General features: G+C 72.9%; 10 protein-coding genes and 1 pseudogene. 7 read left to right on the plus strand and 4 right to left on the minus strand.

What is annotated here, in order from left to right:
* The first annotated feature begins 382 nt into the window (after nucleotides 1-382).
* Together AB0O67_RS04420 and AB0O67_RS04425 are read left to right on the plus strand one after the other, a co-directional pair.
* A complete protein-coding gene (locus AB0O67_RS04420; protein WP_365445913.1) occupies nucleotides 383-853 on the plus strand; it encodes a DNA starvation/stationary phase protection protein in 471 nt (156 codons plus the stop codon).
* Nucleotides 854-1026: 173 nt separating this feature from the next.
* Nucleotides 1027-1299 (plus strand): hypothetical protein, encoded by a 273-nt coding sequence (locus AB0O67_RS04425; protein ID WP_365445916.1) that lies wholly within the window; start codon nucleotides 1027-1029, stop codon nucleotides 1297-1299.
* Here AB0O67_RS04425 and AB0O67_RS04430 read toward each other — a convergent pair.
* From AB0O67_RS04430 to AB0O67_RS04440, 3 genes and pseudogenes are all read right to left on the minus strand, one after another.
* Nucleotides 1247-1678: pseudogene (locus tag AB0O67_RS04430) on the minus strand (SDR family oxidoreductase); the annotation flags it as partial. The gene AB0O67_RS04425 and the pseudogene AB0O67_RS04430 overlap by 53 nt on opposite strands.
* A gap of 25 nt (nucleotides 1679-1703) precedes the next feature.
* On the minus strand, nucleotides 1704-2585 hold the full coding sequence (locus AB0O67_RS04435; RefSeq protein WP_365445919.1) for a DNA-formamidopyrimidine glycosylase family protein: 882 nt from the start codon (nucleotides 2583-2585) through the stop codon (nucleotides 1704-1706).
* Nucleotides 2586-2651: 66 nt separating this feature from the next.
* A complete protein-coding gene (locus AB0O67_RS04440; RefSeq protein ID WP_365445922.1) occupies nucleotides 2652-7631 on the minus strand; it encodes an ATP-dependent helicase in 4980 nt (1659 codons plus the stop codon).
* Between the two features lie 96 nt (nucleotides 7632-7727).
* On the opposite strand from AB0O67_RS04440, the gene AB0O67_RS04445 reads away from it, so the two are divergent.
* Genes AB0O67_RS04445 through AB0O67_RS04455 form a run of 3 tightly spaced genes read left to right on the plus strand, consistent with a single transcriptional unit; the run spans nucleotide 7728 to nucleotide 9615 of the window.
* Nucleotides 7728-8681: an AraC family transcriptional regulator gene (locus AB0O67_RS04445; RefSeq protein ID WP_365445926.1), complete on the plus strand. Its 954-nt coding sequence runs from the start codon at nucleotides 7728-7730 to the stop codon at nucleotides 8679-8681.
* On the plus strand, nucleotides 8588-9310 hold the full coding sequence (locus AB0O67_RS04450) for an AzlC family ABC transporter permease (RefSeq protein ID WP_365445929.1): 723 nt from the start codon (nucleotides 8588-8590) through the stop codon (nucleotides 9308-9310). The genes AB0O67_RS04445 and AB0O67_RS04450 overlap by 94 nt, the downstream gene beginning before the upstream one ends.
* Entirely contained in the window at nucleotides 9307-9615 is a 309-nt protein-coding gene (locus tag AB0O67_RS04455) for an AzlD domain-containing protein (RefSeq protein WP_365445932.1), read from the plus strand. The genes AB0O67_RS04450 and AB0O67_RS04455 overlap by 4 nt, the downstream gene beginning before the upstream one ends.
* Nucleotides 9616-9663: 48 nt before the next feature.
* On the opposite strand, the gene AB0O67_RS04460 is transcribed toward AB0O67_RS04455, so the two are convergent.
* Entirely contained in the window at nucleotides 9664-10608 is a 945-nt protein-coding gene (locus AB0O67_RS04460; RefSeq protein ID WP_365445935.1) for a hypothetical protein, read from the minus strand.
* A gap of 80 nt (nucleotides 10609-10688) precedes the next feature.
* Here AB0O67_RS04460 and AB0O67_RS04465 point away from each other — a divergent pair, with 80 nt between their 5' ends.
* Together AB0O67_RS04465 and AB0O67_RS04470 are read left to right on the plus strand one after the other, a co-directional pair.
* Complete coding sequence (locus AB0O67_RS04465; RefSeq protein ID WP_365445938.1) at nucleotides 10689-10883, plus strand: DUF3046 domain-containing protein; 195 nt, start codon at nucleotides 10689-10691, stop codon at nucleotides 10881-10883.
* A 162-nt stretch (nucleotides 10884-11045) separates the two neighbouring features.
* Complete coding sequence (locus AB0O67_RS04470) at nucleotides 11046-12242, plus strand: AI-2E family transporter (protein WP_365446133.1); 1197 nt, start codon at nucleotides 11046-11048, stop codon at nucleotides 12240-12242.
* Nucleotides 12243-12300: the final 58 nt, after the last annotated feature.

The following is a 12300-nucleotide window of genomic DNA, read 5'->3' on the forward strand; positions in this document are numbered from 1 at the left end:
TTGCCGCCTGAGTCGAGGCTCGCGTGTACGGCACGCTGCCGCGCGTCACGAGGTCTGTGACTGTCAGGAACGTGTGAGGCCCCGGCCGGGGCTTCTCCGGGTGGATCCGGGGGAGCGGTCGGGGTTTTCGCGTGTCAGGGGAGCGTGCGGGTTCGGGGGTGTGGCGGTCGGGCGTTGTGCGGGTCCGGGGGTGTGTGGGTCGAGGGCTGTGCGGGTCAGCGGCGCGTGGGTAGTGCGCTGTGGGGGTCCGGGGCGTGCGCGTCCGGCGTGTGCGAGCCGTCCCTCTTTGGAAGTTTTTTACGTTCCGTTTGGGTGCGTTTGCCGGTCCGGGTCGGCGCGGTCATCGTGGAGGGAGATGACGGGGTCAGCCAACGGAGGTGCCATGTACGTCGTGAAAAGCCCGCTGTCCGACGCGGATCTGAAGACCGTCGCCGAGGCGCTGCAGGGTGCCCTCGTCGATCTGATCGACCTCTCCCTCGTCGCCAAGCAGGTCCACTGGAACGTGGTCGGCCCCCGCTTCCGCAGCGTGCACCTCCAGCTCGACGACGTGGTGACCAGCGCGCGCACCCACTCCGACACGGTCGCCGAGCGCGCTTCCGCGCTGGGTGTCTCACCCGACGGGCGTGCCTCGACGGTGGCCGTGGGCAGCGGAATCGCGGCGACCGCCGGCGGCTGGATCAGGGACGCGGAGGCGGTCGGGGTGCTCGTGGACGCGCTGGGGGCGGTGATCGGGCGCATGCGTGAGCGGGTGGCGGCGACCGAGGCGCCGGATCCCGTCTCGCAGGACATCCTGATCGGGATCACCGCGGACCTGGAGAAGCACCACTGGATGTTCCAGGCCGAGAACGGCTGACCCGGCGTATCCGCGGGTCGCCCGTGCGCCTGGCCGGCGAGGTCGCTGCTGCGCGTGTGCGCCCCTGTGCCGCTGGTGCGCCCTCCCGTGGCGCGTGGGCACGCGACTAGCGTCGTCGGCGTCGCCCCGGAGATGAGGACGGCGTTTCTGGCGCCGAGCTGGAGGTGACGGCCATGGCGGGGCGAATAGTGCGCTGGGGGGCCGTACTGGGGCTCGGCGTGGTGTGGTGGTGGGCCGTGCTGCGACTGGCGACGGCGCCCGACGCGGGGGCGCTGGAGGGGGCGGTCGTGGCCGGGGGGTGGGGGCTGAGCCTGCTGCCGGTGCACTGTGTGCCCGGGGGGCGTGCGGCAGGTTCGCTCGGGGCGGTGGTCTGGCGGGCGGTCTGGGGGGCCGCTACCAGGGCATCGCCACACCCCCGTTCGGACGCAGGATCTGGCCCGTCGTGAAGGCCGACGCGTCCGAGGCCAGGTACAGAACGGCGTGAGCGACCTCCTCCGCCTCCCCGATCCGGCCCAGTGGGGACATCCGCGCCATCAGTGACTCCGTGTGCGCCTGGGCCGCGCTGTCGTGGCGGTCGGTCATCGGCGTGCGTGATCCAGCCCGGCGCGACCGCGTTCACCCGGATGCCGCACGGGCCCATCTCGGTGGCCAGCGTCTTCGTCAGCTGTACGACGGCCGCCTTGGCCGCGCCGTAGCGAGCAGGCCCGGGCCGCCGGTGTCGACGGCGCCGGACGCCATGGTGATGATGCTGCCCTTCACGTCGTGGACGAGCATCAGGCGCGCGGCTTCCTGGCATGCGTGGAGCACGCCTTTGAAATGTAGGGACGGTACGAGAGATCCTGATGGATCGTCAATTGGCCGGGCGGTGCTGGGTTCTGCCGGGCGGCGCGGAGCGAGTTCGGCTCCCTTGGACCTGGCTGGAGTGTGGGGTGCCCGGCGTGGGAGCCGGGCCGGTCTGGCAGTGGGGGCACCAGTACGTGGGGCGTTCGCGGGAGCTGTCGCCCTGGTCGGCGACGCGGATGGAGGTATGGCAGCGCAGACAGGGGCGTGGGGCGCGGCCGTAGACGAACAGGTCCTGGCCCCGGCGGCCCGTGGTACTGCGGATCGGGCGGTCGCGGTTGGCCTCCAGGAGCTTCTTCGCGAGGGCCGGGAGCTTGGCCGCGCGGTCGGCGGGCAGGGTGCCGACCGGGAGCCAGGGGGTGGCGCCGAGCAGGAAGCAGAGCTCGCTCTTGTAGACGTTGCCGATGCCGGCGAGGTTGCGCTGGTCCAGGAGGGCCTCACCGAGGGGGCGCGCGGGGGCGGCGAGGAGGTTGGCCAGGGCCTGGTCCGGGTCCCAGTCCGGACCCAGGAGATCCGGGCCCAGGTGGCCGACCACGCGGTCCTCGTCGGTGGTGCGGAGCAGTTCGAGGACGGGGAGGCGGTAGCCGACGGCGGTGTGGTCCGGGTTGCCGAGGATCGCGCGGATCTGGTGCGCGGGCCCGCCGGTCCAGCGTGCGCCGGCCGCGAACACCCTCCAGGAACCGTCCATCCTGAGGTGTGAGTGGAGGGTGAGGCCGCCTTCGATGCGGGTGAGGAGGTGTTTGCCGCGGGGGGTGACGTCGAGAACGGCGCGGCCGGTGAGGTCGGCCGTCGCGTACTTGGGGACGCGCAGGTCGGAGCGGGTCAGGATCTTGCCCGCGAGGGCGGTGTGCAGGCGTCTCGCGGATTGCCAGACCGTGTCTCCTTCGGGCATGGGTTCAGGGTGGCATGTTCTGCCCGGGGAGACCCGGGCGCCGGGGTGTGGGGCCGGCGTCTTGGTTCACGCCCGTAGGCGCAGGCCTCTCGGGGTGGCGATGAAGCCGGCCGATTCCAGGAGGGTGCCCACGGGGGACGTGAGGGCGGCGGCGCCGTTGATGCGTTCCACGGTGACCGTGCCGAGGGAGCCCGCGCGGGCGGCCGCGGCGAGGGCCTCGGCGGCGGCGCACAGGCGGGGGTCGTCGGTGGGGGCGGCGTCCTGGTCGGTGTGCCACGCCAGCAGGGTCTTGCCGCCGCGTTCCATGTAGAGGGCCGGTTCGCCGTCGACCAGGACGATCAGAGAGCCCGCCTTGCGTCCCGGCTTGTGGCCCGCACCGGTGGGTGGCTCGGGCCAGGGCAGGGCGGCGCCGTACGCGTTCGCCGGGTCGGCGGCGGCGAGGACGACCGCCGCCCGGGAGGCGAGGGGGGAGCCGTTACGGCGGGCGGGGGAACCCGGGTCGTACGGGGAGCGGCCGCCGTTCTGCCAGGGGGAAGTGCGGGCGGCTGCGGCGTAGTCCCTGGGAGACACGTACTCGCCCGGCGCGGGGTGGGCGAGCGGGGCCTCGCCGTCGGGATCGCTGTACGTGTCGTCGCCCTGGTAGGCGTCATCGTCGAAGGGGCCGAGGGCGTCGGCGGGGGAGAAGAAGCCGTCGGGGCGGCTGCCGAAGGTGCCGTCGCCGTGGGTGCCGTTCCTGTGGGTGCCGTCGCCGTGGGGGAAGCCGGCGGTGTTTCCGAAGGCCGGCTCGGGCAGGGCTTCGCCCCGATCGCGGGCGTTGGCAACGGCGCGGAGGCGGTCGACCGCGCCGTCCATCGCGAACTGTGCGGCGCCGAGACCCTCCACCACATAGCCGCGCCGGGCCTGACCGCTCTCCTCGAAGGCGGACAGGATGCGGTACGTCGCCGAGAAGCCGCCCTCGACGCCTTCCGCGGCGACCGCGCCCCGGGTCACCACGCCGTGCCGGTCGAGCAGGGTGCGGGCCAGAGCGTGCGCGCGGACGGTCGGGTCGGGCTCGTGGGCCGGCAGCAGGGACCAGCGGCCGGCGACGGTGGGAGGGCCACTGCGGGAAGCCGTACGGGCGGCGGCGGTCAGTGAGCCGTAGCGGCCGCGCGGGACTGTTCGCTTGGCACGGTGGGCCGTGGAGCCCGCGGTGCGGCCCGAGCCGAGCACGGAGCGCAGCGGGGAGAGGGTGTCGTTGGTCAGTCGGCCGGACCAGGCCAGGTCCCAGACGGCGTCGGCCAGTTGGGGGTCGGTGGCCTCGGGGTGCGTGGTGGCGCGGACCTGGTCGGTGATCTGGCGGAAGAACAGTCCGTAACCCCCGGAGAGGGCGGCGAGCACGGACTCGTGGAGGGCCGTCAGCTCCAGGGGGTGCGGGGGCGGCAGCAGCAGGGGGGCCGCGTCCGCCAGGTACAGGGAGACCCAGCCGTCCTTGCCGGGGAGCGCGCCCGCTCCGGCCCACACCACCTCGCCGGCGGCCGTGAGCTCGTCGAGCATGGCCGGAGAGTAGTTGGCGACGCGGGACGGCAGGACGAGCTTCTCCAGGGCGGAGGCGGGCACCGAGGCGCCCTGCAACTGCTCGATGGCGCGCGCCAGTCCGTCGATGCCCCGCAGTGTGTGCCCCCGCCCGATGTGCTGCCACTGCGGGAGGAACTGGGCCAGCGCCGGCGGCGGCACCGGCTCCAGCTCGTGGCGCAGGGCGGCCAGGGAACGTCGGCGCAGCCGGCGCAGCACAGCCGCGTCACACCACTCCTGGCCGATGCCGGCCGGGTGGAACTCGCCCTGTACGACCCTCCCGGACGCCCCGAGCCGCTGCAGGGCGCCCTCGGTGACCGCCACGCCCAGGCCGAACCGGGCGGCGGCCGTGGCCGACGTGAAGGGGCCGTGGGTGCGGGCGTAGCGCGCGAGGAGGTCGCCGAGCGGGTCCTTCACCGGTTCCATGAAGGCTTCCGGGACGCCGACCGGCAGGGCTGTGCCGAGCGCGTCGCGCAGGCGGCCCGCGTCCTCGATCGCCGCCCAGTGGTCGGCGCCGGCGATACGGACCTGGATCGCGCGGCGGGCCCGGGCCAGCTCCTGTGCCCACTGCGGCTCGGCGCCCCGCTCGGCCAGCTCGGCGGCGGTGAGCGGGCCGAGGAGGCGCAGCAGGTCGGCGACGCCTTCGGCGTCCTTGACGCGGCGGTCCTCGGTGAGCCACTGAAGCTCCCGCTCCAGCTCGGTCAGCACCTCCGCGTCGAGCAGTTCGCGCAGCTCCGCCTGGCCGAGCAGCTCGGCGAGCAGGCGCGAGTCCAGCGACAGCGCGGCTGCGCGGCGCTCGGCCAGCGGCGAGTCCCCCTCGTAGAGGAACTGGGCGACGTATCCGAAGAGGAGGGAGCGGGCGAAGGGGGACGGCTCGGGGGTGGTGACCTCGACCAGGCGGACCTTGCGGGACTCCAGGTCGCCCATCAGCTCGACCAGGCCCGGGACGTCGAAGACGTCCTGGAGGCATTCGCGGACCGCCTCCAGGACGATCGGGAACGAACCGAACTCACCTGCCACCTGGAGCAGTTGCGAGGCGCGCTGGCGCTGCTGCCACAGGGGCGTGCGCTTGCCCGGGTTGCGGCGGGGCAGCAGCAGCGCGCGGGCGGCGCATTCGCGGAAGCGGGACGCGAACAGGGCCGATCCGCCGACCTGGTCGGTGACGACCTGGTCGACCTCGCCCTTGTCGAAGACCACGTCCCCGGCGTTGACGGGAGCCTGCGCGGCGTCGTACTCGGTGCCCAGCTTCACCGGCTCCTGGTCCAGCAGGTCCAGGCCCATGAGGTCGGCGTCGGGCAGGCGCAGCACGATGCCGTCGTCGGCGTGCATCACCTGGGCGTCCATGCCGTACCGCTCGGAGAGGCGGGCGCCGAGCGCCAGCGCCCACGGGGCGTGCACCTGGGCACCGAACGGGGAGTGGACCACGACGCGCCAGTCGCCGAGCTCGTCGCGGAAGCGTTCGACGACGATGGTGCGGTCGTCGGGGACGTGGCCGCAGGCCTCGCGCTGTTCGTCGAGGTAGGACAGCACGTTGTCGGCGGCCCAGGCGTCGAGTCCCGCGGCGAGCAGGCGCAGGCGGGCGTCCTCCTTGCTGAGGGAGCCGACCTCGCGCAGGAACGCGCCCACCGCGCGGCCCAGTTCGAGCGGGCGGCCGAGCTGGTCGCCCTTCCAGAAGGGGAGGCGGCCCGGGACACCCGGGGCCGGGGAGACCAGCACCCGGTCGCGGGTGATGTCCTCGATGCGCCAGGAGCTGGTGCCGAGGGTGAAGACGTCCCCGACGCGGGACTCGTAGACCATCTCCTCGTCGAGCTCGCCGACCCGGCCGCCGCCCTTCTTGGGGTCGGCGCCGGCCAGGAAGACGCCGAAGAGGCCGCGGTCGGGGATGGTGCCGCCGGAGGTGACGGCGAGGCGCTGCGCGCCGGGGCGGCCGGTGATGGTGCCCGCGACGCGGTCCCACACCACGCGCGGGCGCAGCTCCGCGAACGCGTCGGACGGGTAGCGGCCGGCCAGCATGTCGAGGACCGCGGTGAACGCCGACTCGGGGAGCGAGGCGAAGGGAGCGGCGCGGCGGACCATCGCGAGCAGGTCGTCGACCTGCCAGGTGTCCATCGACGTCATCGCGACGAGCTGCTGGGCCAGGACGTCGAGGGGGTTGGCGGGGACCCTCAGGGACTCGATCGCGCCGGTGCGCATCCGCTCGGTGACCACAGCTGCCTGGACCAGGTCGCCGCGGTACTTCGGGAAGACCACGCCCGTCGAGACCGCGCCGACCTGGTGCCCCGCGCGGCCTACGCGCTGGAGGCCGGACGCGACCGAGGGCGGGGACTCGACCTGGACGACGAGGTCGACCGCGCCCATGTCGATGCCGAGTTCCAGGCTGGACGTGGCGACGACGGCCGGGAGCCGGCCAGCCTTCAGGTCCTCCTCGACCAGGGAGCGCTGCTCCTTGGAGACCGAGCCGTGGTGGGCGCGGGCGATGACGGCCGGGGCGCCCTGGGCGGCGCCGGAGCCGCCCATGAGCTCGGCCGGGGCGTGGTGCTCGTCCAGGGGCTCGCCGGTCGCCCGCTCGTAGGCGATCTCGTTGAGCCGGTTGCACAGGCGCTCCGCGAGACGGCGGGAGTTCGCGAAGACGATGGTGGAGCGGTGGGACTGGACGAGGTCCGCGATGCGCTCCTCCACGTGCGGCCAGATGGACGGGCGGTCGCCGCCCTCGGGGCCGTTGTCGCCGGCCGGGGAGCCGCCCAGCTCACCCATGTCCTCGACCGGGACCACGACGGAGAGGTCGAACTCCTTGCCGGACTTCGGCTGGACGATCTCCACCTTGCGGCGTGGGGAGAGGAAGCGGGCGATCTCGTCGACCGGGCGGACGGTGGCGGACAGGCCGATACGGCGGGCCGGCTTCGGCAGCAGCTCGTCCAGGCGCTCCAGGGAGAGGGCGAGGTGGGCGCCGCGCTTGGTGCCGGCGACGGCGTGCACCTCGTCGAGGATCACCGTCTCCACGCCGGTCAGGGCCTCGCGGGTGGCCGACGTGAGCATCAGGAACAGGGACTCGGGGGTGGTGATCAGGATGTCCGGCGGGCGGGTGGACAGGGCCCTGCGCTCCGCGGCCGGGGTGTCGCCGGAGCGGATGCCCACCTTGATGTCGGGCTCGGGCCGGCCGAGCCGGACGGATTCCTGGCGGATGCCGGTGAGGGGGCTGCGGAGGTTGCGCTCCACGTCCACGGCCAAGGCCTTGAGCGGTGAGACGTAGAGGACCCGGCAGCGCTTCTTGGGGTCGGCGGGGTGGGGCGTGGAGGCGAGCTGGTCCAGAGCGGCGAGGAAGGCGGCCAGGGTCTTGCCCGAGCCGGTGGGCGCCACGACCAGGACGTCCGAGCCCTCGCCGATGGCCTGCCACGCGCCGGCCTGGGCTGCGGTGGGCGCGGAGAAGGCCCCCGTGAACCAGCTGCGGGTCGCGGGGGAGAAGCCGTCCAGGGCTCGGTGCGTGGAGCTAGCCATGCGTCCATCCTGCACCTCGGCACTGACAATGGCGCTGAGCTGGGGGTTCGGGCGGGAGCGCAGGGCGCACCTGCGGCTGTGGCGGAGAATGAGGGCATGGGGTCGGGTGAGCGTGCGCGGCACTGGCAGTACTCGGAGCTGCCCGGTGTGGATCTGCTGCGGGCCCGGTACGTGCGGAAGACGTTCGTGCGGCATACGCATGAGCACTTCGTGATCGCGGCCATCGCGGACGGGGTGGAGGTCTTCCACCACGGTGGGGGCGACCAATACGCGGGGGCCGGGACGCTGGCGTTGGTGAATCCCGATACGCCGCACACCGGGCGGGCCGGGGTGCCGGAGGGGTGGCGGTACGGGGCGGTCTATCCCTCGCCGGATCTGGTGGCGGAGATCGCTGCCGAGACGACGGTGATTCGTGGGACGCCTGGATTTGTGCGGCCCGTGCTGGAGGATCCGTACGCGGTGGGACTGGTGCACCGGGTGCTGCGTGCCGCCGACGAGGGGAACGCCCTCGCCGCCGACACGCTCCTGCGGGTCGCCGTGACGCGGCTGCTGCGGCTGAACGGTGGGTCGATGCCGCAGCGAGAGGTGCGGACGGCGGGGGCGCGCGTCGCGGCACGCGCGCGTGAGGTGCTGGAGGTGCGGATGGCCGAGCCGCCGAGTCTGGAGAGGCTTGCGGAGGAGCTCGGGACCAGTCCGTTCGCGTTGCTGCGCGCGTTCAGGGTGTCGTACGGGATGCCGCCCCACACCTGGCTGACCGATGCCCGGGTGCGGCGGGCGCGGCGGCTGCTGGACGGCGGCACGGCGCCCGCGGAGGCCGCGGCACTGGTGGGGTTCACGGACCAGCCGCACCTGAATCGGCACTTCAGCCGGATCGTGGGGGTACCGCCGGGGGCCTACCAGCGGGAGCGCAAGAACGTACAAGACGCGGCACAGCAGCTGCGCATACCGTCCGAGACGTGGCAGATCAGACAGCTCTCGCAGACATACGAACCGATGGAAGACCGGATGCCGCCGTCGTACGGGACGCCCTCGGCGTCGGAGTCGCCGTAGGTCTGTCGGGGTTCGCCTTCGGGGTGACCTCGGCGGGCAGTGGACTCACCCTGTGGCAGACGTGTGCGCTCAGTTTGCTGGTGTTCACCGGCGCCTCCCAGTTCGCGCTGGTGGGGGCGCTCGCCGCGGGCGGGAATCCGTTCACCGCGGCCGCGGGCGCCTTCTTCCTGGGCGTGCGCAACGCCTTCTACGGGCTGCGGCTGTCGCAGTTGCTGGCCCTCCCGCGCGCGGTGCGCCCGTTCGCCGCACAGTGGGTGATCGACGAGACGGCGGCGGTCGCGCTGGCGCAGTCCACGCGGCGCGGCGTCCGGATCGGGTTCACGGTGACCGGGCTCAGCCTCTACGTGCTGTGGAACCTGACCACGCTGCTCGGGGCACTGGGGGCGGAAGCCCTCGGCGACACCGCCGCATGGGGGCTCGACGCGGCCGGGCCGGCGGTCTTCCTGGCGCTGCTGGCGCCGATGCTGACGAGTGGGACCGAGCGGGCTGTCGCGGGGCTCGCGGTGCTTCTGGGGCTGGGGCTCCTGCCGGTGCTGCCCGCAGGTCTGCCGGTGCTGGTGGCCGCGCTCGCGGCGCCGGCGGTGCTGTGGGCGCGTGGGCGCCGCGCGGGACGGGAGGAGGATCGTTGAACGTCTGGATAGCGATCGGTGTCACCGCCGTCAGCTGCTACGCCGTGAAGCTCGCCGGGCTGCTGGTGCCGGCCGGCGTGCTGGAACGGCCCCTCGTCAAGCGGCTCGCCGCGCTGCTGCCCGTCGCCCTGCTCGCGGCCCTCACGGCCCAGCAGACGTTCGCCGACGGACGGGCGCTGGTGCTGGACGCCCGGGCCGCGGGGGTCGCCGCGGCCGCCGTGGCGCTGTTCCTGCGCGCTCCCTTCCTGCTGGTCGTCGCGGCGGCCGTGGTGGTGACGGCGGGGGTACGGGCGATCAGTGGCTGAGGCACGGAGTCAGCCGATGGCGCGGGCGATCCTGTCTGAGGTACGGAGTCAGCCGATGGCGCGGGAGTAGGACCTGAGGGTGCGCAGGGCCTGGATCGTCACCAGGGGGCGGGCCTCCTGCGCGGGGGCGGGGGCCCACTGGCGCCAGCGGATCGGCCAGCCACCGTCCTCCTGCTGTTCGCTCGCCAGGAAGTCCAGGGAGCGTTCCATCTCGTCGTCGGTGAACCACACGCGCGCGAGGGAGTGCGGCGTCCTGGCGTAGTCGTGCGGGAAGTGGTGCTCGCCGGGGGCGTACCCGGGAGCGACGGGGTAGGCGTCCAGACGCTCGGGATCGAGTGCGGCGAGGCGCTGTTCGCGGACCAGGCGGCCCAGACGGTCGGCGGCCGCCTCCGCGCGCGGGCGGTCGGGTGCGGAGTCAAGGAACGTCACCGCCGCCTGGATCTCGTAGGGATGGGACCGCTTCAGGGACTCGACCGCCTGCCAGCAGAAGTCCGTGGCCCGGAACAGCCAGGCGTGCCACACCTCGTTGCGGTGCAGGACGCCCACCACCGGGCCGGTGGCGAGGAGTTCGCTGGGCGGGTCGTCGACGACCGGTACGAAGGGGGCCGTCGGGTAGCCGCGCTGACCGGGATGGACCGCCGGCAGCGCGCCGTCCGGCGTGGAGACGGAGGTCAGATAGCGGCACACCCGCTCCACGCGCTGGCCGCCGCAGTGCCCGATGGCGTCCAGCACGTGCAGGGCGTGCGCGGTGTGCAGCGGCTGGCTGACCGGACCGCGCAGATCGGGCTCCAGGGCGTGGCCGTATCCGCCGTCCTGGTTGCGGTAGGCGTCCAGAGCCGTCTCCACCGGGTCGGCGCCGCCGTGGAGGAAGTGGTACGCGAAGAGGCGCTGCTCCAGCACGCGCGCGGTGAGCCAGACGAACTGCTCGGCGCGGAACAGCGGGGAGTGCGCCGGGGGCGTCGGGGGGAGTGGTGAAGCTCCTGTTTCGGCCATGGCTCAGACCGTAGGACGGAAAGCGGTCTCGGCATGCGCTCCCGGCTCGGGCCCACTCTCAGGGGCGGGATACTGATGTCATGAGGTTGACGGTCTTCTGGGAGCGGATGGCGGAGCACTTCGGTACGGGGTACGCCGACACCTTCGCGCGTGATCACGTGATGTCGGAGCTCGGTGAACGCACCGTGTACCAGGCGCTCGACGCCGGCTGGGAGGCCAAGGACGTGTGGCGTGTGGTCTGCGCGGTCATGAACGTGCCGCAGGAAAGGCGCTGACCGGTCAGGGAGATCGCAGGACGTCACCCGATTGTCGGTGGCGTGGGTGAGACTTGCATCGTGGCAGACGAGACAGGGCATACGGCCCCGCACGCATCCCCCTCCGGCACGACGCCGCCGGCCTGGCCCCCGGCCGGCGGTCGCGTCACGCCCGGCGGACGCATGCCGCGTTGGCTGCCGCGCGCCATGGTGCTGGCGCTCACCCTGGTCGCCCTCTTCCAGTTGGGCAGTTGGGCCTTCCACCAGCTCACCGGCCTGCTGATCAACATCCTGATCGCTTTCTTCCTCGCACTCGCCATCGAGCCCGCCGTGAGCTGGATGGCCTCGCGCGGAATGCGCCGGGGGCTGGGCACCGGCATGGTCTTCCTCGCCGTGATGATCGTCTCGGCGGGCTTCGTCACCCTGCTCGGCTCGATGCTCGCAGGCCAGATCATCACGATGGTCGAGGGCTTTCCGGACTACCTCGACTCCGTCATCAACTGGATCAACGCCCACTTCAAGACCGAGCTGAGGCGCGTGGACATCCAGGAGGGCGTGCTCCGCTCCGACTGGCTGCGCAACTACGTGCAGAACAGCGCGACCGGCGTCCTGGACGTGTCCGCGCAGGTCCTCGGGGGCCTGTTCCAGTTGTTGACGATCACCCTGTTCGCGTTCTACTTCGCCGCCGACGGCCCGAGGCTGCGCCGCGCGCTCTGCTCCGTGCTGCCGCCCGCCCGCCAGGCGGAGGTGTTGCGCGCGTGGGAGATCGCCGTCAACAAGACCGGCGGCTATCTGTACTCGCGCGGTCTTATGGCGCTCATCTCGGGAGTGGCGCACTACATATTGCTGGAGATCCTGGGCGTGCCGTACGCGCCCGTGCTGGCTGTCTGGGTGGGGCTGGTGTCGCAGTTCATCCCCACCATCGGTACGTATCTCGCCGGCGCCCTGCCCATGCTGATCGCCTTCACGGTCGACCCTTGGTACGCGCTGTGGGTGCTGATCTTCGTCGTGATCTACCAGCAGTTCGAGAACTACGTGCTGCAGCCCAAGCTGACCTCCAAGACCGTCGACATCCACCCGGCCGTCGCCTTCGGGTCGGTCGTCGCGGGCACCGCCCTGCTCGGGGCGGTCGGCGCGCTGATCGCCATCCCGGCGGTCGCCACGCTCCAGGCGTTCCTCGGCGCGTACGTGAAGCGGTACGACGTCACGGACGACCCTCGGGTGCACGGGCACCGGAGGCAGGCCCCAGGGACGGGGTTGGTCACGCGCGCGTGGCGGGTGTGGGGGCGGCTGCGGGCGGCGGAGTCGGGGGATCGCCTTTCAAGGGACTCCGGACCTTCGGGCGGCTTGGGCGAAGGCTCCGCGGACGGGCGTTCGTAACCGCGGCTGGGGCGACAGTACGGCCCGGAGACGCCGCCGTACGCCGTGGGAAGCAGGG

This window comes from Streptomyces sp. NPDC086077 (genome assembly GCF_040686175.1).
In the GTDB taxonomy this organism is placed as follows: Bacteria; Actinomycetota; Actinomycetes; order Streptomycetales; family Streptomycetaceae; genus Streptomyces.